This window comes from Cryobacterium sp. N19, from assembly GCF_002929595.1.
Classification (GTDB): Bacteria; Actinomycetota; Actinomycetes; order Actinomycetales; family Microbacteriaceae; genus Cryobacterium; species Cryobacterium flavum.
Map to the genome: position 1 here is coordinate 1 of NZ_PJJR01000051.1, position 24,767 is coordinate 24,767.

27 protein-coding genes are annotated in these 24,767 nt (G+C 62.2%); all 27 read left to right on the top strand.

Features of this window, described 5'->3' with window-relative positions:
- Positions 1-489: 489 nt before the first annotated feature.
- The 27 genes from CXY78_RS11595 to rpsS all read left to right on the top strand — a co-directional run bounded on the left by CXY78_RS11595 (position 490) and on the right by rpsS (position 24,749).
- A complete protein-coding gene (locus CXY78_RS11595; RefSeq protein ID WP_104089791.1) occupies positions 490-2,211 on the top strand; it encodes an ATPase, T2SS/T4P/T4SS family in 1,722 nt (573 codons plus the stop codon).
- Between the two features lie 168 nt (positions 2,212-2,379).
- Positions 2,380-3,522, top strand: coding sequence for a type IV pilus twitching motility protein PilT (locus CXY78_RS11600; protein WP_104089473.1), 1,143 nt, complete (start codon positions 2,380-2,382; stop codon positions 3,520-3,522).
- Positions 3,523-4,752 (top strand): type II secretion system F family protein, encoded by a 1,230-nt coding sequence (locus CXY78_RS11605; RefSeq protein WP_104089475.1) that lies wholly within the window; start codon positions 3,523-3,525, stop codon positions 4,750-4,752.
- Between the two features lie 156 nt (positions 4,753-4,908).
- Positions 4,909-5,334: a type IV pilin protein gene (locus CXY78_RS21895; RefSeq protein ID WP_104089477.1), complete on the top strand. Its 426-nt coding sequence runs from the start codon at positions 4,909-4,911 to the stop codon at positions 5,332-5,334.
- A gap of 83 nt (positions 5,335-5,417) precedes the next feature.
- Complete coding sequence (locus CXY78_RS11615; protein WP_092339469.1) at positions 5,418-5,816, top strand: prepilin-type N-terminal cleavage/methylation domain-containing protein; 399 nt, start codon at positions 5,418-5,420, stop codon at positions 5,814-5,816.
- Complete coding sequence (locus CXY78_RS11620) at positions 5,813-6,424, top strand: hypothetical protein (protein WP_140425700.1); 612 nt, start codon at positions 5,813-5,815, stop codon at positions 6,422-6,424. Before CXY78_RS11615 ends, CXY78_RS11620 begins: the two co-directional genes overlap by 4 nt.
- The gene (locus CXY78_RS11625; protein WP_104089480.1) at positions 6,409-7,914 is read left to right on the top strand and encodes a hypothetical protein; all 1,506 of its coding nucleotides are present in this window, start codon (positions 6,409-6,411) and stop codon (positions 7,912-7,914) included. The genes CXY78_RS11620 and CXY78_RS11625 overlap by 16 nt, the downstream gene beginning before the upstream one ends.
- On the top strand, positions 7,907-8,749 hold the full coding sequence (locus CXY78_RS11630; RefSeq protein ID WP_092339463.1) for an A24 family peptidase: 843 nt from the start codon (positions 7,907-7,909) through the stop codon (positions 8,747-8,749). Before CXY78_RS11625 ends, CXY78_RS11630 begins: the two co-directional genes overlap by 8 nt.
- A 77-nt stretch (positions 8,750-8,826) precedes the next feature.
- Positions 8,827-9,879 carry a type IV pilus assembly protein PilM gene (pilM, locus tag CXY78_RS11635; RefSeq protein WP_092339461.1) on the top strand — a complete coding sequence of 351 codons (1,053 nt, stop codon included), beginning with the start codon at positions 8,827-8,829 and terminating at the stop codon, positions 9,877-9,879.
- A complete protein-coding gene (locus tag CXY78_RS11640) occupies positions 9,876-10,535 on the top strand; it encodes a hypothetical protein (protein ID WP_140425509.1) in 660 nt (219 codons plus the stop codon). Before pilM ends, CXY78_RS11640 begins: the two co-directional genes overlap by 4 nt.
- A 4-nt stretch (positions 10,536-10,539) precedes the next feature.
- The gene (locus CXY78_RS11645) at positions 10,540-11,205 is read left to right on the top strand and encodes a hypothetical protein (RefSeq protein ID WP_092339457.1); all 666 of its coding nucleotides are present in this window, start codon (positions 10,540-10,542) and stop codon (positions 11,203-11,205) included.
- 312 nt (positions 11,206-11,517) lie between these two features.
- On the top strand, positions 11,518-12,963 hold the full coding sequence (locus CXY78_RS11650; RefSeq protein WP_304466263.1) for a type IV pilus twitching motility protein PilT: 1,446 nt from the start codon (positions 11,518-11,520) through the stop codon (positions 12,961-12,963).
- Positions 12,963-13,094, top strand: a complete 132-nt coding sequence (locus CXY78_RS21860; RefSeq protein WP_255410014.1) for a hypothetical protein — start codon at positions 12,963-12,965, stop codon at positions 13,092-13,094. The genes CXY78_RS11650 and CXY78_RS21860 overlap by 1 nt, the downstream gene beginning before the upstream one ends.
- An 87-nt stretch (positions 13,095-13,181) precedes the next feature.
- Positions 13,182-14,285 (top strand): hypothetical protein, encoded by a 1,104-nt coding sequence (locus tag CXY78_RS11655; RefSeq protein ID WP_104089483.1) that lies wholly within the window; start codon positions 13,182-13,184, stop codon positions 14,283-14,285.
- 117 nt (positions 14,286-14,402) lie between these two features.
- The gene (locus CXY78_RS11660; RefSeq protein WP_104089484.1) at positions 14,403-14,894 is read left to right on the top strand and encodes a DUF6121 family protein; all 492 of its coding nucleotides are present in this window, start codon (positions 14,403-14,405) and stop codon (positions 14,892-14,894) included.
- A 115-nt stretch (positions 14,895-15,009) separates the two neighbouring features.
- Positions 15,010-15,732 (top strand): spermidine/putrescine ABC transporter substrate-binding protein, encoded by a 723-nt coding sequence (locus CXY78_RS11665; protein WP_104089486.1) that lies wholly within the window; start codon positions 15,010-15,012, stop codon positions 15,730-15,732.
- A 439-nt stretch (positions 15,733-16,171) separates the two neighbouring features.
- Entirely contained in the window at positions 16,172-16,546 is a 375-nt protein-coding gene (gene rpsL / locus CXY78_RS11670) for a 30S ribosomal protein S12 (RefSeq protein ID WP_035834602.1), read from the top strand.
- Positions 16,546-17,016, top strand: coding sequence for a 30S ribosomal protein S7 (gene rpsG, locus CXY78_RS11675; RefSeq protein WP_092107221.1), 471 nt, complete (start codon positions 16,546-16,548; stop codon positions 17,014-17,016). The genes rpsL and rpsG overlap by 1 nt, the downstream gene beginning before the upstream one ends.
- Before the next feature lie 124 nt (positions 17,017-17,140).
- Positions 17,141-19,255 carry an elongation factor G gene (gene fusA / locus CXY78_RS11680; RefSeq protein WP_092339447.1) on the top strand — a complete coding sequence of 705 codons (2,115 nt, stop codon included), beginning with the start codon at positions 17,141-17,143 and terminating at the stop codon, positions 19,253-19,255.
- 134 nt (positions 19,256-19,389) lie between these two features.
- Positions 19,390-20,583, top strand: coding sequence for an elongation factor Tu (gene tuf, locus CXY78_RS11685; protein WP_092107225.1), 1,194 nt, complete (start codon positions 19,390-19,392; stop codon positions 20,581-20,583).
- Between the two features lie 146 nt (positions 20,584-20,729).
- A complete protein-coding gene (locus CXY78_RS11690; protein WP_140425510.1) occupies positions 20,730-21,179 on the top strand; it encodes a hypothetical protein in 450 nt (149 codons plus the stop codon).
- Between the two features lie 481 nt (positions 21,180-21,660).
- A complete protein-coding gene (gene rpsJ / locus CXY78_RS11695) occupies positions 21,661-21,969 on the top strand; it encodes a 30S ribosomal protein S10 (protein WP_035834607.1) in 309 nt (102 codons plus the stop codon).
- 8 nt (positions 21,970-21,977) lie between these two features.
- Positions 21,978-22,637 (top strand): 50S ribosomal protein L3, encoded by a 660-nt coding sequence (rplC, locus tag CXY78_RS11700; RefSeq protein WP_092339443.1) that lies wholly within the window; start codon positions 21,978-21,980, stop codon positions 22,635-22,637.
- A gap of 5 nt (positions 22,638-22,642) precedes the next feature.
- Entirely contained in the window at positions 22,643-23,293 is a 651-nt protein-coding gene (rplD, locus tag CXY78_RS11705; protein WP_092107231.1) for a 50S ribosomal protein L4, read from the top strand.
- Entirely contained in the window at positions 23,293-23,595 is a 303-nt protein-coding gene (gene rplW, locus CXY78_RS11710; RefSeq protein ID WP_092107233.1) for a 50S ribosomal protein L23, read from the top strand. The genes rplD and rplW overlap by 1 nt, the downstream gene beginning before the upstream one ends.
- A gap of 23 nt (positions 23,596-23,618) precedes the next feature.
- Positions 23,619-24,458 carry a 50S ribosomal protein L2 gene (gene rplB, locus CXY78_RS11715; RefSeq protein ID WP_092339441.1) on the top strand — a complete coding sequence of 280 codons (840 nt, stop codon included), beginning with the start codon at positions 23,619-23,621 and terminating at the stop codon, positions 24,456-24,458.
- Between the two features lie 9 nt (positions 24,459-24,467).
- On the top strand, positions 24,468-24,749 hold the full coding sequence (gene rpsS / locus CXY78_RS11720) for a 30S ribosomal protein S19 (protein WP_092107237.1): 282 nt from the start codon (positions 24,468-24,470) through the stop codon (positions 24,747-24,749).
- The last annotated feature ends 18 nt before the right edge of the window (positions 24,750-24,767 follow it).

A 24,767-nucleotide genomic window follows, 5' to 3' on the forward strand; every position in this document is an offset into this window, starting at 1 on the left:
GAACCGCACATCGTCCAACGCTGCCGCCAGAATGGCACCGGCCTGAGCCACCGCTTCAACGCGAGAACCCTGCGGCATCGAACCGGCTGCGGCAGGCGGGGCGGTGAGGGTCATGGCGTCGGTGCCTCCTTCACCCACAAGTATAGCCAAAATCGATCCCAAAGACGAGTAAATCTCAGTCGAATACAAACAAAAGTTCGAAAGTTTCTTCTGAAGACCAAGTGCGGGAATCGGTCACTTCGGCCCTCCTGTAATAGCCGTTCACCCGCTTTCGTGGGGCGTAACCCGGCCGCAGTAGAGGCATAATCACCAATTATGGGCAAAGTTTCCCCCTGAACTGGGGTCGACAAAAGCACGGGCACCATCGGCGGGAACTGGTTCAGCCTTTACCCGCCGCGATAACGTAAAGAGTCAGTCTCGTGCCGTGACTGCGGTGTGCTTCCACACGAGCGCATTGAGATGACTGAGAACCGGGGGAGCAGCGCAGACGTGACCAGCCTGACCGAAATTCTGATCGTGCACGGACTGCTGCCGGTGGAGGGACTTGACACCGTTCGGTTGAGCGATCGCGCCGATGAAGTCGCCGTGCGCAACTTGGTGGAGGCCGGCACCATCACCGAGCTGCAGTTCGCCAGGGCACGCGCCGAGCAGAAAAACCTGCCCTTCGTCGAGCTGCTGGACTATCCGGTTGACCGGCTCGCCGTGGCCAAAGTGCCGGCCACCGTCTGCCACCGGGCCAATGTTTTGCCGATCGCCTTTGAAGACGGTCGCCTCGTGGTGGCCATGGTCAACCCCGGCGATGTGTTCGCCGTCGACGACGTGCGCGAGGCAGCGCGCATGCGGGTCAGCCCGGTTGTCGTCGAGCTGTCCGACCTGCAGGCGGCCATCGCCCGCTATCACCGCGCCGACAACGAATTGATCGACCTCAGCACCACTCTCACCGCCGACAGCGAAGAACCCGAGGAGCTTGCCGGTCCCAACGAAACGGATGACGCCGCTCCGATCGTGCGCTTCGTCAACCTGTTGGTCAGCCAGGCCATTCAAGACAAAGCCTCTGACATCCACATCGAACCCGGTGAGAACGATGTGCGCGTGCGCTACCGCATAGACGGGGTGCTGCACGAGATGCAGCGAGCTCCGTCGACCATCGCCGGTGGCGTCATCTCGCGCATCAAGATCATGAGCGACCTCGACATCGCTGAGCGTCGCAAACCGCAGGACGGCCGCATGTCGGTGCACCACAACGGGCGCACCGTCGACCTGCGCGTCGCCGTTCTGCCTACGGTGTGGGGAGAGAAGGTCGTGCTGCGAATTCTCGACAACGCCACCTCGTCGATGAGCATGGACGGCCTCAATCTGCTCACCGACAACTTCAACGAGTACGAGATGGCGTACACCAAGCCGTACGGCATGATCCTGGTCACCGGCCCGACCGGGTCGGGCAAGTCGACCACGCTCTACACGACCCTGCACGCCATCAATCGCCCGGAGATCAACGTCATCACCGTTGAAGACCCGGTGGAATACCGCATGCAAGGGGTCAACCAGGTGCAGGTGAATCGCAAGGCGGGCCTCACCTTCGCCGTTGCGCTGCGTTCCATTCTGCGCGCCGACCCCGATGTCGTGCTGCTCGGTGAGATTCGAGACCAGGAGACCGCAAAGATCGCCATCGAGGCCTCGCTCACCGGTCACCTCGTACTGTCGACCCTGCACACCAACGACGCGCCGAGCGCTATGACCCGACTAATCGAAATGGGCATCGAGCCCTTTCTCGTGGGGTCGGCCCTGGACTGCGTTGTGGCCCAGCGACTGGCCCGGCGTCTGTGCGACCGCTGCAAGGTGCCCGACGAGCGCACCGACCTGGCCTATCTGGGTTTTGTAGTCAACCCAACGGTGGGCTACGTCTCGAACCGTTCGACGGTCATGCCGGATCTCGGCCCGGCCATCGACCCCACCACGACGGGCACGATCATCTACAAGCCGACCGGGTGCTCGAGTTGCTCGCAGACCGGCTACCGTGGACGGCTTGGTATTCACGAGGTCATGACGGTGTCCGAAGAGATCGAGCGGCTGACCGTGGCGCACGCCTCGAGCGCGCAGATCGGAGCCGCCGCCCGCAAGCAGGGAATGATCACCATGCGTGAAGACGGCTGGGCCAAGGTCGCCCTCGGGCTGACCTCGATCGACGAGGTGCTCCGTGTTGTTTCCTAATTTCCGGGATGCCCCGGTTCGCCCCCGACGGACCGCGCAGGTCCCGCAGTGAGATCGCCCGACTTCGGTTATGCCGTCCAGGAATCCGATGACCCGCCCGCCTCCACCGTTGATATCCGTTCGAGGAGGCTTAAGCGTTCCGAATCATCAGCCCAATTCAGCGCACCCATGCCCGATGCCGACCTGCTCCTGGCGCTCCGTCTCGTGCTGGACGAGGGAGCGAGCGACCTGCACGTTTCTGGCGGTGCACCGCCGAGCATCCGGGTGGACGGTTCCCTCCGGCCGATTCCCGGGTGGGATCGTTGGTCGCCGGAGAAGGTCGCTTCCGCTCTCAACAGCATTCTGTCGCCGGAGCAGCGCGAAGAATTCGACCAGGAACTCGAGCTCGATTTCGCCCACACGGTGGAGGGCACGCGTTTTCGAGTCAATTTCTACCAGCAGCGCAACACGGTCGGGGGCGCCTTTCGGCTCATTCCCAATGAGATCAAATCATTGGCCGAGCTGGGCATTCCGGAATCGGTGGCGCGGTTCGCTCACCTGCCGCGAGGCCTCGTTCTGGTCACCGGTCCCACCGGCTCCGGCAAGACCACAACGCTGGCCGCAATGGTGGACCTGGTGAATCGCACCAGGGACGACCACATCGTCACGGTGGAAGACCCGATCGAGTTCATTCATGAGGCCAAGAAATCCATGATCAGCCAACGCGAGGTGGGGCAGGACACGCACAGTTTCGCATCCGCTCTCACACACGTGCTGCGCCAAGACCCCGACGTCATTCTGATCGGCGAGTTGCGCGACCTGGAGACGATCTCGGTGGCTTTGACCGCCGCCCAGACCGGTCACCTCGTGTTTTCCACGCTGCACACTCAGGATGCTGCCCAGACCATCGACCGCATCATCGACGTTTTTCCACCGCACCAGCAGGCGCAAGTGCGCGCGCAGCTCGCCGCGACGCTGCGCGGGGTGGTCTGCCAGACCCTCGTGCGCAAGATCGGCGGTGGGCGTGTGGCCGCGACCGAGATTCTGGTGACCACCGCCGCCATCGCGAACCTGGTGCGGGAGGGCAAGACCCACCAGATTGCCTCAGCCCTGCAATCCGGGCGCACCCTCGGCATGCACACCATGGACCAGCACCTCGCTGAACTCGTCGACGCCGGCCAGATCACTCGGCAGGCCGCAGAGGAGAAGGCCATGGACGTCGACGTGCTCAAGCAACTCGTGCACAGGGTTGATCCCCCGGACACCCCGGTGGGCGGCCTGAGCAACGGCGAAATTGACTTCAATGACTCGTTCTCGTCCGGAAGGCGCTAGATGTCCACCGAAAGCTCTTTCAGCTACACCAGCAGGGACTCCCGCGACCGCGTGGTCAAGGGCCGCATGAACGCAGCGTCGGAGCGGGCAGCGCTGCTGCAACTGCGCACCATGGGGCTCTCGCCCATTTCGATCACGCCGGCCCATAAACTCACGGGTCTTCACGCAGATCTGAGCATTCCGGGGTTTCAAAAGCACATTGGACTCAGCGACCTCTCCGTGATGAGCCGCCAGATGGCGACCATGACCGCGGCGGGGCTGTCGTTGCTGCGCACGCTCAATATTCTGTCGGAGCAGACCGAGAACAAGCAGCTCGCCCAGGTGATCGCTGTCATTCGCAGCGACGTCGAAACCGGCGTGTCGCTCTCCGAAGCCTTCGATAAGCAGGACGTGGTGTTTCCGCCGATCATGATCAGCCTGGTGCGCGCGGGCGAGTCCGGTGGTTTTCTCGAAGACGCCCTCAACTCCATTGCCGACAACTTCGAAAGCGAGGTGAAGCTGCGCGATACCATCAAGAGCGCGCTCGCCTACCCCGTGATCGTGCTGATCATGGCCGTGCTCGCCGTGGTGGGCATGCTCATTTTCATCGTTCCCGTGTTCGAGAAGATGTTCGCTGATCTAGGTGGCGAGCTACCGCCGGCCACCCGGGTGCTCGTCGCGCTCTCCAACGGCATGGTCTGGGTGGCCCCGGTGCTGCTCATTGCCGTCATCGTGTTCTCCGTTTGGTGGCGCAAGAACAAGCACACCCTGGCCGTGCGGCGGGTACTCGACCCGTTCAAGCTCAAACTGCCGGTGTTTGGCAAGCTACTTATCAAGCTCGCCATCGCTCGCTTCAGCCGCAACTTCGCCACGATGATCGGTGCCGGTGTGCCCATTCTGAACTCGCTCAAGATCGTAGGGGAGACCTCGGGAAACTATGTCATCGAGTCCGCCCTGATCAAAGTTCAGGAATCGGTGAGCCAGGGTCGTTCAATGGCGACCCCGCTCGCACTCGAGCCGGTGTTTCCGGCCATGGTCACGCAGATGATCGCGGTGGGAGAGGGTGCCGGCGTGCTCGAGCAGATGCTCACCAAGATCGCCGACTTCTACGACCAGGAGGTGCAGTCGACCACGGAGCAGCTCACGGCACTGATCGAGCCGCTCATGATCGCCGTCATCGGCGTGATCATCGGTGGCATGGTCGTGTCGCTGTACCTGCCCATGTTCAGTGTTTTCGACTACGTCAAATAGCCGGCGAGGCAAGTAGCCCCCGTTTGGGCTGCACTCCCAGTGGGGGTAGTCAGCCCCCCGAAAAAACAAGGTTCGGTCTGGGGCTTGAACCTAAGCTGACAACGGAGTAACTCCGCCGATTTACTCCTTGCAGAATCACTCAAAGGAAACACACACATGTACCGCTTCTTCACGACCGTCCTAGCCAAGCGCAAGGCTCTCGGCGACAAGGAGAAGGGCTTCACGCTCATCGAGCTCCTCGTGGTCGTTCTCATCCTCGGCATTCTCTCCGCGATCGCAATTCCCATCTACATCGGCCAGCAGGATTCCGCGAAGGACAGCGCCGTGGCTACTCAACTGGCGCAGGCGAAGGCCGCAATTTCCGTCTCAGTGGCTGAAGGTTCAACGGTCGCCGCCGCCGTAGCTGCACTGGAAACCCTTCCCGGGTACTCCGCCAGCGAGAAAATTAGCGTTGTAGCCGCTGCGCCCGTTGCAGCCACCCCGGACGCATTCTCACTGACTGGAACATACGTGGACACTGCCGGGCAAGTCGGCACAAACGAGCACACAATCACGGAATCAACCTCGGCTAAAAAGAGCTAGAAATTCGAGTAGAGGGCGTCGATAATTTGGCGCTCTCGCTTCGTGCTGGAGATATCAGAATGAATAAGTGAAAGGAACGTTGAATGACTGTGCTCGGCGTTGAGTCCAGCAGACGTTCCGACGGCTTCGGCCTGGTTGAAGTCATCGTGTCGATGTTTCTTCTCAGCCTTATGGCACTGGTATTCCTGCCGGTGCTCACGCAGGCTATGCACCTCACTGCGTCCAACGCGTCGATCGCAACGGCAACTCAGCTACTTAGCGCGGATCTGGAGCAGGCGCGACCACTGGCAGTCACCTGTAATCCGCTTCCCGCAAGCACCGCATCAGTGCACGATGAATTAGCCGTTACCGGAGAGTGGGAACTCGCCGACGGATGCTCGACGGGTGTTCCCGCGATGGTGAAGTACACCAGCACCGTCATCGATCGCACAGACCGCAGTGTGCTCGCTCAGGTCGTTACGCTCATTCTGGTTTCACCGTGACCACGTGGTTCTTGGCCCGGTACCGTGGTGCAGAGGCACAAAGGTTGAATGTTGGCCAAGCCGAGAAGCTTGCAACCGCAAGCGCGCCAGGCCAGGACGGTATGTCGCTGGTCGAGTTGATTATCTACACTTCGCTGGCAGGGGTGATCCTCACCCTGGTTGGCGGTTTTCTGGTCACTACTTTGCGCGCGGAACGGGAGCTCGTTTCAGCCGTACAGACGACCAACACGACGCAGGTGATCGTTGAAGCGATTAGGGCCGACGTGCGCAATGCAAACCAGATCACAGTTCGAGGCCAGGATCTATTAATTGTGAAGACGGCAGGGCGAAACACAGACCTCACTTGGACATGCCAGGCATGGTTCTTCCACGACGGCTCGGTCTACTCCAAGGAAACCGCAACCGGGACGCCATTGAAGGCTCCGAATAGTAGTGAGATTGTCAGTTGGACCAATCACAGGATCTTAATTAATGAGGCGACCGTCGGATTTAACGGAGACGAAGTCGAGTTGTCCCTTGGAGTCGGCTCAGCTACTTCGGACCGAGTAGATACGACGATCAAGCCGCAAGGAACGCTAGAGATAGGACAAACATGCTTCGCAGGGTGATCCCGGAGTCTGGCGCTGGCGAGCGCGGGAGCGTGCTGATCGCTGTGATTGGCGTGATGGCCGTGCTCGTGATCGTTACCCTTACCGTAACCTCTTCGTCGTTGCAATCGCTCGGACTGACAACCTCGGTCCTCGCCGGCGTGCAGGCGCAGGCTGCGGCCGAGGCGGGGATCGCTGCCGGAGTGGTCCAGCTCAGCACTGGTTGCCCCCTCGTCGAAGACAACCGGCTCAGGAGGTCTGCGCCTCAATTCGAGGTGATTTTCTCGCATCTGGATAGCGGGGCTCCGGTGTGGGAAGAGGGTTGCCCAGCGGCGATGGGACAGGTCAAGATGGTTTCGACGGGTACCGCAGGGGCTGCCGGCCTCGGTGGCAAAGCGGCGGGCACCACCCGCAGCGTCGAGGCTGTCTACTCTGTGGCCGTATCGGGCAGCAGCCCGAGCGCCGGCATCGCGATCTACGCTGACCTCGGCTTTTCCATCATCGAGTCCGTGACCATCCATGCACCGGGTGCTGCGATCTATGTGCGTCAGGGTGACGCCAGTTGCATCAGTTCGGGCGCAAACACCGTGGATCTGATAGTCCATGCGGGCGACGTCATCCTCGGAGAATCCTGCGGTCTGTTCGGAGACGTGTGGGCATCGGGCAATGCCACAATCGGTGGATCCGCACTTGTCCACCAAAGCCTGATTGCTGCCAGATTGACCACATCGTCGACCGCGCAGGTTAGCGGCAATGTCTGGGTTTCAGGGCTTGCCGCGATTGGTCCGGGTACGGTCGTCGGCGGAAGTCTCACGGCGGGTGAAACGAGCGGTATTCTCGGCAGCTTGATCGGAAATTCATCGCAGACCAAACCTGGACCGGTTTCCGGCCTCGCCGCACCGGGATGGTACGACCTGAAGTACAAGTATTCATCGACAATCGGCACGTTCGTGAACGATAAAAGCCAAAAGGATATGGCATGGAACTACTTTGAAAATAAGGTCGTTCTTGGAGGGATCTGTGATCTGGCCGCCCTGCAAGCTGCTGCCGATGCGCTGACTGGCGCTCCTGGGATCATTGAATGCGCGAATGGGGTTGACGTCTCAGGTACGGGGATACTGAATCTTGGCAGTGACATCGCAATTATCGCGGACAACTTTCAATTTCGTAACAGCGCTCAGATCGATGCTGCTTCGAAGCACAAATTGTGGTTGGTAACCTCTGACAAGTCGCCAAACAGCAAGTCAAAATGTAACGCAAAGGCCGAGGATTTTTCGGTAATCGAATCATTTAAAGTCAACTTCAATGTTGATGTGATGGTTTATACGCCGTGCAACGTAAACATTTCCACTTCGTCCCAGTGGCGTGGTCAGATTTGGGGCGGTACCGTGAAACTGGCTACATCCGGCGTCTACACCTACGCTGAGGTCGGCTTTCCAGGCGCGACATCGACCGGTGGAGGGACGCCTGCCTTAGGTGCGCGGGAGTCGATTCGAGACCTGAATGGCTAGCACCGTTGCTGGGATCTTCGGTATTCTTGGCGCCGTAATCGGCTCACTTCTCAACGTGGTAATCTACCGCATACCGGCTGGCCGCTCCATCGTTTCCCCGCCGAGTGCGTGTGGCAGTTGCGGTGCGCGCATTCGGCCGTATGACAATATTCCAGTCTTGAGCTGGTTCGTGCTGCGCGGCGAATGCCGCGACTGTAAGGCACTCATCCCGCCCCGCTACCCCATGATCGAACTCGGCACCGCGGTGTTCTTCGCTGTCGTCGCTCTCTGGGTGTTCGCGTCCGCAAATTTCGGCTGGGCGGCCGTGACGACCGCCACCAACACCCTGGCCACTCAGCTCATCGTGCTCGCGGCGTTTCTCTACCTGGCGGCGATCAGCGTGGCCCTGGCCATGATCGACCTCGACACGCGCACCCTGCCGAACCGCATTCTGCTGCCCGCGTATCCGGTGGCCGCGGTACTGCTCGGGGCAGCCGCCCTCGTGGCCGGCGAGCCCGGTCGCCTGCTCACCGCCCTCATCGGGGCCGGAACACTGTTCGGCCTCTACCTGGCCTTGGCATTGATCAGCCCCGGCGGCATGGGCCTCGGCGACGTGAAACTAGCCGGCCTGCTCGGTCTCTACCTGGGTTATCTGGGCTGGGCGCCGCTCATCGTGGGCGCTTTCGGCGCTTTTCTGCTCGGCGGTGTATTCGGACTCCTTCTGCTCCTCAGCCGAAAGGCCAAGCGCCGCAGCAGTATTCCGTTCGGCCCGTGGATGCTGCTGGGCGCCTGGATCGGCGTATTCTTCGGCGACCAGATATCCATCGGCTACCTCACCCTGTACGGCCTCGCTTAACCGTCAGCTGCCGCCACGACCATTCGACCCGCTCCTCGACCACCGTTTACGAACCAACTTCTCACTGGGGGAAACAAATGACTACACGCGTGGTCGGAATCGATATCGGTACCACCGCCGTGCGGGCCGTAGAACTGCGGGATGGCGAGACGGATCACCCCGTGCTCGTGCGCTGCCACGAAGAGCCCCTCCCATTCGGTGCGGTCAGCCGCGGCGAAGTGCTGGAACCGGCCGTCGTCGCCGCGGCGCTCCAGCGAATGTGGGCGAGGGGCGGCTTCACCACCAAAGACGTCGTGCTCGGGATGGGCTACCACCGAATGGTCGTGCGCAACCTGACCGTGCCCAAGATGTCGCTGCGCCGCATTCGCGAGTCGCTGCCCTTTCAGGCGCAGGACCTGCTGTCATTTCCCACCGCCGAGGCGCTGCTCGACTTCTACCCGATTGCCGAAGTCGACAGTGATGGTGAGTCTGGCCCGCAAATCTCCGGCCTGCTGATCGCCTCCTTGAAAGATGTCGTGCAATCGCACATCAAGGCCGTAAAGCTGGCCGGACTGCACACCGTCACCGTTGACATTATGTCGTTCGCTCGCAGTCGTGCCATTCACCGTGCAGTGACCACCCCCGACGTGATCGTGCAGATTGATATCGGTGGCGGCTCGTCGAGCGTGCTCATCTCCTCGAACGGCGTGCCGCAGTTCGTGCGCGTGATTCCCTCCGGCGGTAATCAGCTCACCAAAGCGCTACGCGTGCGCCTCGGCATCGACGAGGAGGCGGCCGAGGTGCTCAAGAAGCGGCTGGGTCTGCCAAAGGAGGCGGCACCCGAAGATGAGATAGCCACCACGATCATTCGGGAGATCACCTCGGAACTTTTGGAGAGCCTGCGCAACACAGTCGCGTATTTCACCAATAACCGGCCGGAGCTACCGATCGACCGCATCGTGCTCATGGGCGGTGGTGCCCGACTCGACGGATTCGGTGCCGCGCTCAGCGAATTGACCCGTTTCCCGGTCGTTCCGGCGCAGCCCTACGGCGGGCTGGAACTTGGACCCGACGTCAATCAAACAGACTTGGAGAATTCCCAGTGCACCTTTGTTGCCGCACTAGGACTGGCATTGGGGAGCAAAGCATGAAACGGGCAACGGATATGCAGGAGCTGATCCTCGGCGGGGAGCCGCGCGCAGATCTGCTCCCCCCGGATCTGTTGGCCCGGCGAGCGAACCGAGCACTGCACCGAGCATTGACCATCACCCTCATGGGTGTCGTTGTGATCATGGGCGCGGGCATCGGCGCGGTCTCCGTGACGGCGGCATTAAACCAGAACGATTTGGCGGAAGCCACGCTGCGCACCGATGCGATCCTCATGGAGACCACCAAATTCGCCGAGGTGAGTCGGGTGCAGGACCAGTACGACACGACCCTGGCCGTGCGTGGTCTCGGCCTGTCGACCGAGGTGGATTGGAAGGCCTACCTCGCCGATATTCGCGCCATCCTGCCGGCCGACGTCACGATCGATTCAGTCACTGTGACCACGTCGTCACCCTGGGCCGGCTTTGTTCAGAGCGCGGTGCCACTCACTCAACCCCGAACTGCTTCACTCGCATTGGAAACCACCAGCCCGGGGCTGCCCACGGTGCCGCAGTGGCTGGTCGGCCTGAAAGACCTGCCCGGCTATGCCGACGCGAGCCCTGGATCCATTTCTCGCTCGCAAGACGGCAGCTATGTCGTGAGTCTCGCACTCAACATCAACGCGGCCGCGTTGTCGAACCGCTTTGCCGCAGAGGAGTAGAGAGATGAATAGGGACCGACTCTGGGGGCTCACCTGGGTCGCTATCGTGGGCGCCGTCGTGGTTTTCGGCACGCTGCTCGGTATCGCGCCGAAAGTAGCAGAGGCCAGTGCTGCCGCCCGCGAACTGACCAACGTGAAAGCCCAGAACACCCAGCACGAGCTGGCCCTCGCCACCCTGAAGGACGAGTTCGCGCACATCGATGTGCTCAAGAATAATCTGGCTGAGCTGCAGCTCGGCATTCCCCTGACCGCCGACATTCCCGCGTTTGTGGCGCAGCTCGACGCCATTGCCGCCGAGCACCAGGTGACGCTCGACCAGATTTCGATCAGCGACGGCACCGGTTACGTGCCGATCGAACCGGTCGCCGCTCCCGAGGCCGCCGCAGCTAGTACCGACGCGGCCACTGCCGACCTAGCGGGCGCCGACTCGGCTCCAACGATGAGCCCGCGCCTGTCGCCCGCGAACTACATCTCGGTGCCGGTTTCCATCGAGGCGAGCGGCACCAATGCCAGTGTGCTCGACTTTCTCTCCGGGCTGCAATACGGCGATCGCATCATTGCCATCAAGACCTTCTCCACCGGCGCGGGAGCGAGCGCGGGGGAGGCCACCGTCACCATTGCGGCCGAGATCTACGTGCTGGTCGACCCCACCGCACCAGCCGCCGAGTAACCTGGCGCAGCACTCCAAAGCCCCCGATACCTCCAGTATCGGGGGCTTTCGCATTCCTGCCAGCGTCTGTAGGCGGCTGCCCATGCCCGCCCGCAGACCCCCAGATCGCGGGACTACCGCTAAACCGCCAGTCTCAATAGCGTTGCGAGTCACGTAGGCCTCTCGCGAACAAGACTTACCCTCTGGCTCCACTCGCGAGGCCTGCCTCGACCGTGTGCCGCACCCTCGGCATCCGCTCGTGATCTACCCGCACGGCCGTACCTGTTCCGCGGCAGTCAGTACCCGACACTTGCTTTGCGAAAAGGATTCCTCATGGACGGCCCGAAAAACTCTGCGCTGATCGACCACACCGCGTCGCCAGGCGCTGGCCTGCTTTACGCCGATCTGGTGGGCTTCACCCCGGTTTCGGCCTCCGCCGCAGTGAACGCCACCCACCGCGACGAAATTCGCGTGCTTCCCACGAACCGCAGGCGCACGCGCATGGCGCTACGCAGTGTTCCCGGCGACCGCATTCTGCGAAGCGTCGGCCAGGCGGAGCCCGATGTGCTCGGCGCTCCAGACACCGACCTGATCGAAGCGCTCACCGAGGTTGTGCTACGCAAGGCTTCCGACCTGCATGTCTCCGTCGCAGCTCCGCCGAGCATTCGCCGCGCTGGCGATCTGGGCCCGGTGGGCATTGGCCCGGCCTGGTCGCGCCAAAAGGCAGACCTCGCGATCCGCAGCATTCTCACCCGCGCCCAGCAGACCAGCTTCGATCGCGACCACGGACTCGACTTCGCGTACACGCTCGAGGACACCGCGGTCAGCGGCACGTCCAACCGCTTTCGAGTCAACGTGCACCAGCAGCGTGGCGCAGTCGGTGCGGTCTTTCGGCTCATTCCGAGCGAGATCAAAGACCTCAAGGCCCTGGGAATTCCGCAATCGGTGGCCACGTTCGCGGCGCTGCCTCGCGGGCTGGTGCTCGTGGCCGTGCCTACCGGCTCTGGGAAGTCCACCACCCTGTCCGCCCTCGTCGACCTCGTGAACAGCACCAGGGCCGACCACATCGTCACCGTGGAAGACCCGATCGAGTTTCTGCACGCGCACAAAAAGTCAATCGTGACCCAACGCGAGGTGGGGCACGACACGGCGAGTTTCGCATCCGCTTTGAAACACGTGCTGCGGCAGGGCCCCGACGTGATTCTCATCGGCGAACTGCGGGACCTTGAGACGATTCAGGTAGCGCTGACCGCCGCCGAAACCGGCCACCTCGTCTTCGCGACCCTGCACACGCAGAGCGCTGCCCAGACGATCGACCGCATCATCGACGTGTTTCCGCCGCACCAGCGGAACCAGGTGCGGGCGCAGCTCGCCCAGACCCTGCAGGGCGTGGTCTGTCAGACCCTGGTGAAGTGGGCGAACGGTTCCGGCCGGGTTGCCGCGACCGAGGTGCTTGTAACCACGCCGGCCATTGCCAACCTCATTCGCGAGGGCAAGACGCACCAGATCGAATCCATGATGCAGAGCGGCCGCGACAAGGGCATGCACACCATGGACCAGCACCTCGCCGAACTGGTCAACGCCGGCCAGATCGCCCGTACGGCCGCGCTCGCCAAGGCCCACGATGTCATCGGCGTTGAGCTGCTCATTCACCGCACCGAGTCGGCGGCGGGCGGCGGAGCCTTCGCCTTCGCGGGCGCGAGCGGGTACAGCAGCGGCGGCTACGACACCGGCCGCGCTGCCGACTACGACGCCGGCTTTTCCCGCGCGGTTCTCTGATGCCGGAGACACTGGTCTTCAGCTACACCGGTCGCGACACCCGGGGTACGAACGTGAAAGGGCGAGTCGACGTGCTCAACTCGGGGCAGGCGTATTCGCTGGTGGCGCCGGCGGCGGCATCCGCTGGATAATGCGGCGGCGCGCCGAGTCTCCGTGGCATTTGCTGTGCCCTTGGTACAGTAGAGGTCAGTCACGGCGAAGGCCACGAGGAGTTCAGCATGAGCGACAACACGCCAACCGACGGCAAGAAGAACCCGGAAACGGATGCTGCCGCAGCGCCCGATTCGAGCGCGCCCGAGCAGGATTCCACCGACCAGAGCGGTGCCCCCGAGCACGCCGCGGTCGTGGTCGAGCCAACGGCTTCGCTCGCCGAGCCCGTTCAGGAACCCATCGTCATCGACTATGACGCCATCAACGCCAACCTGAGCGCTGCCGAGCGCGCCGACGTGGCATCCGCTTCGGCCGACGCCCGCAACCTGGCCCCCATGTCAACGGCCGCTCCGGTCGCGCCCCGCGATGCCGACGCACCGAGCCTTGCCGACGACTACTCCGACTCCTATACTCCCGCCGAAACGGTTCCGGCCACGAGCACAGCCATTGAGTCAGAGCCGGCGTCGCCCGTCGTGCCGGTCGCGCTCGCCGTGGGAACGGCCGCCGCCGCGGAGACGCCGATCGACTACTCCGTCGTCGAGGCCCCCCGTGACGTGCCGGTCTCGACCCCGCCGTCGTACACGCCCCCGGCCCAGTCGCCGATCTACGTGCAGGCACCCACCAAGCCCAAGGACCGCAGCAACCGGGGCGGCGGCATTCTGATCGCCCTGCTCGCCACGGTGGTTTTCGCGGTGCTGTACGCCGTCGCGGCGTTCATCATCATCGGCGTGACGAGCGCGACCATGGCCGTCACCGTGAGCACCTTCACGTCCTTCGTCGGGCTGCCGAGATTCTACATTCCGGTCATCTTCTTCTTCTTGGCCTATGCCGCCCTGATTGTGCTGGTCAACCGCGGCGGCTGGTGGGCGTACGTGCTGTTCGGTTTCTTCGTCGGCGTCGTGGTGTACTTCTCCTACATCGGCGGGGCCATGCTCGGCCTCGTGATCGACGGCCAGTCTGACGGCCTGACCCCGACCGAACTCAGCCGCATCGTATCGACCCTGTGGCTGAACCCCGGCGCCATCGCTGCCGGGCTCATCGCCCGCGAGGTGCCGATCTGGGCCGGAGCCTGGATCGCCCGCCGCGGACGCCGCGTCACCGCGAAGAACCTCGAGGCCCGCACCGAGTATGAGCGCCTGCTCGCCGACGGCCCCCAGGTCTCCCGCCCCTAGCTCCTTGCGGACGGGGCCCAGGCCCCGTCCATGGGCCCAGTTTATAAACTGGGCCCATGGCTCGGGCCCAGGCCCCGTCCGGCACCGGTAGCCGGCGGGCGGGCCTACGCTGGAGCCATGCGGGAATATCGAAAGTACGCGATCACCATGGCAGCCTTCTCGGTCGCCCTCTACGTTGCCTTCATCGTCGCGGCGTTCGGCGTGCTCAGTCTGCTGCTCAATCGTGACGTCATCAACGAAACGGATGCCGGCGCCCTCCTCGGCCCCATCATGGTCACCACAGCGGCCCTCGCGTTGGTCTGGGTCATGCTCAGCGCGGTGCTGCGCTCGCCCGAACGGCTGACGCAGGTTCCGCCGTTGCCGATCTTCATTGCCGGAGTCGCCGCCTACCTCGGCTATTGCGTCTCCGGGGGAGTGGTCTATAGCCTCGGCGCCGGCGAACTCTTTCGCTCGGTCATCTTCATCGGCGGCGAAATGATGGGCCCGTTCGCGATCGCCGTCGCCGTGAGCGGCTGGCTCATCGCCTTTCTGTTCTTCGTGGTGCTGCTCGCCAAACCCGCTGGCTCCGGCGCTCCCGAGTGGCCCTGGGAGAAGAACGACGACAACTAGCGCGCTGATGGGGCGTTTCGTGACGTCTCGCGCGCGCGGCACCCTCAGCAGCCCCATTCATGGGGCCGATGTTGGCATCTCGCGCACGACCCGCGTACGAGTAACCTTATGAATTATGGATAGGTCCATCGAGTCGCGCGTCAACCACGAGGTTGAGAACTGGCTGCGTTGGATCACCCGGTGGCGCCCCGCAACGCACCGCGGCCGTGCCCGCCTGTGCCGCCGATGCTTCGGATCCCCGATCATCGCCTCCGCCGGACTCGCCGTCGACGTTCCCCACGTCGTTCAGCACGCCCTTTCCATGCGCATGAAGATCGTCATCGACGCCTCGGTCGACGAATATACCGAGCGCAATCTGCCGCTGCTCGCGCACGAGCTCAACCTGAGCGAGCGCCGCGAATCCGCCCAGGCCTATCGGCCGGCTGAGGGCCTCGAACCGGAGTTTCGCGGGCTCGATCTCGACCCGCAACCCGCAGCGGATGCCCCGTACCTCTTCACCTTCAGCGAACTCGCCGACCAGCAGCCCGCCGAACCCCAGCCGGCACCCCCGTCCTCGCTCGATGCCGCAGAGCAGGAACTCCAGCTCGAGCTCCCCGCCCCGACACCGTTCGAACCGCTTCCGCCGCTCAGCCCCGAAGAGAAGGCCGCCCTGAAGGCCGAGATGGCCCTCGCTGACGAGTTCGCCACCCAGGTCGGCCTGCGGGTTTGCGCCCAGCTCGCCCAACAAAAGCCCCGCTTGCTCGCCGCAATTGCGGAGTTCGTCGAGCCCCAGGTGCAGGCCTTGCTGGCTGACCTCGAGAGCACCCTCGACTCGCCGCTGTGGCCGCGCAATCCCTAGCCGAGCCGCAGCATCCGTTCTCGGTCCGGGCCCACCTTGTGAACGCGGGCCCAGTCTATAAACTGGGCCCACGGACGGGGCCCGGGCCCCGTCCGCAGAGGGCCTGTTCTGACAGTGCTAAACGGGGAAAAGGGCCGCGCGGCGGCGGGCCTGACGCGGGGCGCAACCCATTTGACCATGGAGGCTCAGCCGGGCTAGAATTACCCGGTGTGCGCTTTGTCGTGCGCCTGAATTATGCCCTCTTGAGAGCACAGGTGCGAGATTCCACACATGTAGGGCTGGTCAAAGACCACGCCCCCACGGCATACCCACCAAAACACGCGCGAGCAATCGTGTGGGTTCAAGCGGGTCCAGATGAACTCGATCCCACCCGTCAGGACAAGATCGAATGCTAACCATCACAAAGCTGTCACCGTGCAGCAATATCAAGGAGTAATTAGTGCCCACCATTCAGCAGTTGGTCAGGAAGGGCCGTAGCCCCAAGGTCACCAAGACCAAGGCTCCCGCCCTGAAGTCCAACCCGCAGCAGCGCGGCGTTTGCACCCGCGTCTACACCACCACCCCGAAGAAGCCGAACTCGGCTCTTCGCAAGGTCGCCCGCGTCAAGCTTTCCAACGGCACCGAGGTCACCGCCTACATTCCCGGCGAGGGCCACAACCTGCAGGAGCACTCCATGGTGCTCGTGCGCGGAGGCCGTGTTAAGGACCTCCCCGGTGTGCGTTACAAAATCATTCGCGGCGCACTGGACACCCAGGCCGTCAAGAACCGTAAGCAGGCCCGCAGCCGCTACGGCGCAAAGATGGAGAAGAAGTAATGCCCCGTAAAGGACCCGCTCCCAAGCGCCCTGTCATTGCCGACCCGGTTTACGGTGCCCCCATCGTCAGCCAGCTCGTCAACAAGATCCTTCTCGATGGCAAAAAGGGCCTCGCCGAGCGCATCGTTTACGATGCCCTCGCGGGAGTCTCCGCCAAGAACGAGCTGGATGCCGTCGTCACGCTGAAGAAGGCACTCGACAACGTTCGTCCGACCCTCGAGGTGCGTTCGCGCCGTGTCGGTGGTTCCACCTACCAGGTGCCCGTCGAAGTGAAGCCGCACCGCGCCAACACGTTGGCCCTTCGCTGGTTGACCAGCTACGCCAAGGCGCGTCGCGAGAAGACCATGACCGAGCGCCTCACCAACGAGATCCTCGACGCGAGCAACGGCCTCGGTGCCGCTGTCAAGCGTCGTGAAGACACTCACAAGATGGCTGAAGCGAACAAGGCCTTCGCGCACTACCGCTGGTAGTTAGAACCATCGAGCATTCCTGATCAGCAGGCAGGCGCGTGTGAAACACGCGCCTGCCCAGCTGCTAAGCGGATGCTCAAGGCCTTGTTCCGCATTCCCACCCCTACCCTTCCGGAGGACCCCCGTGGCACTTGACGTGCTCACCGACCTGAGTAAGGTCCGCAATATCGGCATCATGGCTCACATTGATGCTGGCAAGACCACCACGACTGAGCGCATCCTGTTCTACACGGGTGTCAACCACAAGATCGGCGAGACCCACGACGGCGCCTCGACGATGGACTGGATGGCTCAGGAGCAGGAACGTGGCATCACGATCACCTCCGCTGCGACGACCTGTTTCTGGGACAACAACCAGATCAACATCATCGACACCCCCGGACACGTGGACTTCACCGTGGAGGTGGAGCGTTCGCTCCGCGTTCTCGACGGTGCTGTTGCCGTGTTCGACGGCAAGGAGGGCGTTGAGCCCCAGTCCGAAACCGTGTGGCGTCAGGCCGACAAGTACGACGTGCCCCGCATTTGCTTCGTCAACAAGATGGACAAGCTCGGCGCCGACTTCTACTTCACGGTCGACACCATCATCAAGCGCCTCGGCGCGAAGCCGTTGGTCATCCAGCTGCCGATCGGTGCAGAGTCTGAGTTCGAGGGTGTCGTTGACCTCGTTCAGATGCGCGCACTGACCTGGCGCGGCGACTCCAAGGGTGACGTGGAGATGGGCTCGAAGTACGCCATCGAAGAGATCCCCGCCGACCTCGTGGAGAAGGCTGCCGAGTACCGCAAGCTTCTGCTCGAGACCGTTGCCGAAACCGACGACGACCTCATGGAGCGTTACTTCGCCGGCGAAGAGCTGACGGTTGCCGAGATCAAGGGCGCCATCCGCAAGCTCACCATCAACAGTGAGATCTACCCGGTTCTGTGTGGTTCTGCGTTCAAGAACCGCGGCGTTCAGCCGATGCTCGACGCTGTCATCGATTACCTTCCGACGCCGCTCGACGTGCCTGCCATTGAGGCCCACGACCCGCGCGACGAAGAAAAGGTCATCATGCGTCACCCCGACGCCGAGGAGCCCTTCACGGCGCTCGCGTTCAAGGTTGCGGTGCACCCGTTCTTCGGTCGCCTCACCTACGTGCGCGTGTACTCGGGCCGTCTCGACTCCGGAGCCCAGGTCATCAACTCGACCAAGGGTAAGAAGGAGCGCATCGGCAAGATCTTCCAGATGCACGCCAACAAGGAGAACCCGGTGGCCTTCGTCACCGCCGGTCACATCTACGCGGTCATCGGCCTCAAGGACACCACCACGGGCGACACCCTGTGCGACCCGAATGCCCAGGTCGTACTCGAGTCCATGACGTTCCCTGACCCGGTTATCGAGGTCGCTATCGAGCCCAAGACCAAGCAGGACCAGGAAAAACTGGGCCTTGCCATTCAGAAGCTCGCCGAAGAAGACCCCACTTTCCGTACCGAACAGAACCAGGAAACTGGCCAGACGGTAATCAAGGGAATGGGTGAACTTCACCTGGACATCCTGGTCGACCGCATGAAGCGTGAATTCAACGTTGAGGCGAACGTCGGCAAGCCCCAGGTGGCGTACCGCGAAACGATCCGCAAGGCCGTTGAGCGTCACGACTACACGCACAAGAAGCAGACCGGTGGATCCGGCCAGTTCGCGAAGATTCAGATCGCGATCGAACCGATGGAAATCACTGCTGAGAAGTCGTACGAGTTCCTCAACAAGGTCACCGGTGGTCGTATCCCGCGTGAGTACATCCCCTCGGTGGATGCTGGAATTCAGGATGCGCTCCGCGTAGGCATCCTGGCCGGCTACCCGATGGTGGGCGTTCGAGCCAGCCTGCTTGACGGCGCTGCGCACGACGTCGACTCCTCGGAGATGGCCTTCAAGATTGCTGGCTCGATGGGCTTCAAGGAAGCCGTTCGTAAGGCGAACCCCGTTCTGCTCGAGCCGCTGATGGCCGTCGAAGTTCGTACCCCTGAGGAATACATGGGTGACGTAATCGGCGACCTCAACTCGCGTCGTGGGCAGATCCAGACCATGGAGGATGCGCAGGGCGTGAAGGTAATTCGCGCACACGTTCCACTGTCGGAGATGTTCGGATACATCGGTGACCTGCGGTCGAAGACCAGCGGCCGTGCGGTGTACTCGATGACGTTCGAGAGCTATGCGGAGGTCCCGAAGGCAGTTGCCGACGAGATCATCAACAAGAACAAGGGCGAATAGCCCCTAAGGTGGCCTTCGGGCCAAAATCGCTTCGGCCACCTGGCCCTAGTAACATAAGTAGACACATCCAGCGCATACCGGCCGCTCATAACGGCGGCCGTGAATTTGCACGCGAGTCCTGAGGAGGACCCACAGTGGCCAAGGCCAAGTTCGAGCGGACAAAGCCGCACGTAAACATCGGAACGATCGGTCACGTTGACCACGGAAAGACCACGCTGACTGCAGCGATCTCCAAGGTTCTTGCCGATAAGTTCCCGTCCAAGATCAACGTTCAGCGCGACTTCGCGTCGATTGACTCGGCTCCGGAAGAACGCCAGCGCGGCATCACGATCAACATTTCGCACGTTGAGTACGAGACCGACAAGCGTCACTATGCGCACGTCGATGCTCCGGGCCACGCTGACTACATCAAGAACATGATCACCGGTGCTGCTCAGATGGACGGCGCAATCCTCGTGGTTGCCGCTACTGACGGCCCGATGGCTCAGACCCGTGAGCACGTTCTTCTCGCCAAGCAGGTCGGCGTTCCGACCCTGCTCGTCGCGCTGAACAAGGCCGACATGGTTGATGACGAAGAGATCATGGAGCTCGTCGAGCTCGAAGTTCGTGAACTTCTCTCCAGCCAGGGTTTCGATGGCGACAACGCCCCCGTCATCCAGGTCTCCGCACTCAAGGCGCTTGAAGGCGACGAGAAGTGGACCGGCAACATCCTTGAGCTCATGAAGGCTGTTGACGACTTCATTCCGGACCCGATCCGCGACAAGGACAAGCCGTTCTTGATGCCGATCGAGGACGTCTTCACGATCACCGGCCGTGGCACCGTTGTTACGGGCCGCGCCGAGCGTGGAACCCTCAAGATCAACTCCGAGATCGAGATCGTCGGCATCCGCCCGACGCAGAAGACCACGGTTACCGGTATTGAGATGTTCCACAAGCAGCTCGACGAGGCTTGGGCCGGCGAGAACTGTGGACTTCTTCTTCGTGGCACCAAGCGCGAAGACGTTGAGCGCGGCCAGGTCGTCGTCAAGCCGGGTTCGGTTACGCCGCACACCGACTTCGAGGGCACCGCGTACATCCTCAGCAAGAACGAGGGTGGCCGTCACAACCCGTTCTACGCGAACTACCGCCCGCAGTTCTACTTCCGCACCACGGACGTCACCGGCGTCATCACGCTGCCCGAGGGCACCGAGATGGTCATGCCTGGCGACACCACCGACCTGACTGTCGCGCTGATTCAGCCGATCGCCATGGAAGAGGGCCTCGGCTTCGCTATCCGTGAAGGTGGCCGCACCGTCGGCGCCGGCACGGTGACCAAGATCATCAAGTAATTTCCTTTACTTAGATCTGAAGAAAAGGGGTCGGACCTTCGGGTTCGGCCCCTTTTTTGCACCCCTGACGCAATCGAATATTTCAAGCGGATGACGATCGCTCACTACCCGACGCGGGATTGGGAATATCCGGTTATGGTCTGCGCATGCAGATATCGAAACTGGAAATGCGCATCCTCCTGGGGATCGCGATCGTTGTGGTGGCCATTCTCGCCGTGGTGATCGTGCCCCGCCTGGCCGGGTCCGCTCCCGCTGCCCAGTCATCGATCGCCCGGGTGACGCAGACGCCGACGCCGTCGGCGATTGCCACGTCCACACCCGTACCAGCGCCAACAGCCCAGACCGAACAGCAGATTCTCGACGGCATCGTGACCAGCACCGTCAGCGTCTACAGCGTGCTGGTCTGCGACAGCCTTAAACAATATGCCGCCCTGTCGATTCCCGAGATCATCACCAAGGTGCTCGCCGAATACCCGACCACCGGCCTGTCCGACCAATCCCGTCAGATCATGGCCCAGCGTGTGCTGACCGAATCCACCGCCAAGAGCTGCCCGGAGCAAAGCCCGCGAGTGGCCGCCGGAATCGTTCAGGGCTAGGTCACCCGCCGCACTAAAACGGATGCTCGTGGCTGGTCGGCCGCGGGCATCCGCTGGTAAATCGCGCGACACGCCGCGCGCGACACGCCCGGGTTGCATGTAATGGCAACTGTGTGGCAGACTCTTCTAGTTCAACACTTTCGGCGTGCGCTACGCGTCGCCGGAATCACTGCCAGGCAGTGCATAGTCGCGTCACACCCTTTCGAATAACACGTGTCGAAATGTGCAGATCGCAGGCTAGGCCGCAGGGAGCAGAGCGCAGCATAAATCAACGATCTGGTCGGCGTGGGTAAAACCGTGCCGTCCCCCAGGTTCTGCTTCTGGGAGTCGGCGTTGACGATGAGCGTCGATTATTTGGCGTGAATCAAAATTGACATATGAACAGTGGTGCTAATAGCAGCAGTGCTACTACGGCGTCCAATGCAACCTCGGCAAATCCTGCCGTGGTCTGTAAGACGCCTCGACAGAGAGAGAGTTCGACATGGCGGGACAGAAGATCCGCATTCGACTTAAGTCGTATGACCACGAGGTCATCGACATTTCGGCGCGCAAGATCGTCGACACAGTGACCCGTGCGGGCGCTACAGTCGTCGGCCCGGTGCCGCTTCCGACCGAGAAGAACGTGGTGTGTGTCATCCGTTCCCCTCACAAGTACAAGGACAGCCGGGAGCACTTTGAAATGCGCACCCACAAGCGTCTGATCGACATCATTGACCCGACCCCGAAGGCTGTTGACTCGCTCATGCGCCTCGACCTTCCGGCCGACGTCAACATCGAGATCAAGCTCTAGGGCCCGCGATGTCTTACTCCGATACCAAGACCACCAAGGGTCTCCTCGGCAAGAAGCTCGGCATGACCCAGGTGTGGGACGAGAACAACAAGCTTGTTCCTGTTACCGTCATCGAGATCGCGCCGAACGTTGTCACGCAGATCCGCACCAAGGCCGTCGACGGCTACAACGGCGTTCAGATCGCCGCTGGCCCCATCGACCCGCGCAAGGTCAACAAGCCCCTTGCCGGTCACTTCGACAAGGCCGGCGTCACGCCTCGTCGCCACATCACCGAGCTCCGTACCGCGGATGCCGCTGATTACAACCTGGGCCAGGAACTCACCGTTGACGGTGTCTTCGTTGCCGGCACCAAGGTTGATGTCATGGGCACCAGCAAGGGTAAGGGTTTCGCCGGTGTTATGAAGCGTCACAACTTCAAGGGTGTCTCCTCCTCTCACGGTTCGCACCGCAACCACCGTAAGCCCGGTTCCATCGGTGCTTCCTCGACCCCGAGCCGTGTCTTCAAGGGCATGCGCATGGCCGGTCGTATGGGTGGCGAGCGCGTAACCGTGCTGAACCTCAAGGTGCACGCTATTGACGCCGACAAGGGCCTCATGCTCGTCAAGGGTGCCGTTCCCGGTGCCCGTGGCCGCCTCGTATTCGTTCGCAACGCAGTGAAGGGAGCCTAGTCACTATGGCTACAGCACTCGACATCATTGACGCCAAGGGCAAGAAGGCAGGCTCTGCCGAGCTTCCCGACGAGCTCTTCGACGTTCCCGCCAACATTCCTCTCATCCACCAGGTCGTTGTTGCGCAGCTCGCTGCCGCACGCCAGGGAACGAGCAAGGTCAAGCGCCGTGGAGAAGTTTCCGGTGCCGGCCGCAAGCCGTTCAAGCAGAAAGGAACCGGTCGCGCTCGTCAGGGCTCCATCCGCGCTCCTCAGATGACCGGTGGTGGAATCGTCCACGGACCGACCCCGCGCAGCTACGACCAGCGCACCCCGAAAAAGATGATCGCCGCAGCCCTCAAGGGTGCACTGAGCGACCGCGCCCGCGGTGGCCGCCTGCACATCGTCGAGGCACTGTTCACGGCTGAGACCCCCAACACCAAGGTTGCCCTGGAGCTGCTCACGCAGATCGCCACGAGCAAGCACGTGCTGGTTGTTCTCGAGCGTACCGACGAGACCACGTTGCGCAGCATTCGCAATATCCCGACGGTGCACATCCTTTCGTGGGACCAGCTCAACGCCTATGACGTGCTCGTCAGCGACGACATTGTCTTCACCACCGGCGCGTTCAACGCGTTCGTGGAGAGCAAGACCAAGAAGGAAGAGGTGGCCGCATAATGACTATCGCGACCAACAAGGACCCCCGCGACATCATCATCTCTCCGGTTGTCTCTGAGAAGAGCTACGGCCTGATTGACGAGGGTAAGTACACCTTCATCGTTGACCCCCGCTCGAACAAGACGGAGATCAAGCTCGCGATCGAAAAGATCTTCAAGGTGCAGGTCGCTTCGATCAACACCCTGAACCGCGTGGGCAAGACTCGCCGCACCAAGTTCGGCATGGGCAAGCGCAAGGACACCAAGCGTGCCATTGTCACGCTCAAGTCTGGCTCCATCGACATCTTCACGGCCGTCGGCTAAGCGACAAGGCAGAGGGATAACTAATGGCTATTCGTAAGTACAAGCCCACGACTCCGGGTCGACGCGGTTCATCCGTTGCCGACTTCGCGGAAATCACGCGTTCCACCCCGGAGAAGTCGCTTCTGCGTCCGCTCTCCAAGACCGGTGGGCGTAACAACCAGGGCCGCATCACGACCCGTCACATCGGTGGTGGCCACAAGCGCCAGTACCGCGTGATCGACTTCAAGCGCAACGATAAGGACGGCGTCAACGCCCGCGTCGCTGAAATTGAATACGACCCGAACCGCACGGCGCGCATCGCGCTCCTGCACTTCATCGACGGCACGAAGCGTTACATCATCGCGCCGAACAAGCTCAGCCAGGGCGACATCATCGAGTCTGGAGCCGGGGCTGACATCAAGCCCGGCAACAACCTGCCGTTGAAGAACATCCCCACCGGTACCATCATTCACGCGATCGAGCTGCGTCCGGGTGGTGGCGCCAAGATGGCCCGCTCCGCCGGTTCGTCGGTTCGCCTGGTTGCGAAGGAGGGCGTCTACGCCCAGCTTCGTCTGCCGTCTGGTGAAATCCGCAACGTGGATGCTCGCTGCCGCGCGACGATCGGCGAGGTCGGCAACGCCGAGCAGTCGAACATCAACTGGGGCAAGGCCGGACGTATGCGCTGGAAAGGCGTTCGCCCGACCGTTCGTGGTGTTGCCATGAACCCGGTCGATCACCCGCACGGTGGTGGTGAGGGTAAGACGTCCGGTGGACGTCACCCCGTCAGCCCCTGGGGCCAGAAGGAAGGGCGCACCCGCCACCCGAATAAGGAAAGCGACAAGCTCATTGTTCGTCGCCGCACCGTCGGCAAGAAGCGTAAGTAGGAGTAGACGATGCCAAGAAGTCTTAAGAAAGGCCCTTTCGTTGACGACCACCTGCTTCGCAAGGTGTTCGCGGCGAACGAAGCCAAGAGCAAGAACGTAATCAAGACCTGGTCGCGCCGCTCGATGATCATCCCCGACATGCTCGGACACACCATCGCAGTGCACGACGGACGCAAGCACATCCCGGTGTTCGTCACCGAGAGCATGGTCGGACACAAGCTCGGTGAGTTTGCGCCCACCCGCACCTTCCGTGGACACGTGAAGGACGACAAGAAGGGCCGTCGCCGCTAACGCGGGGACGTGAAGGAG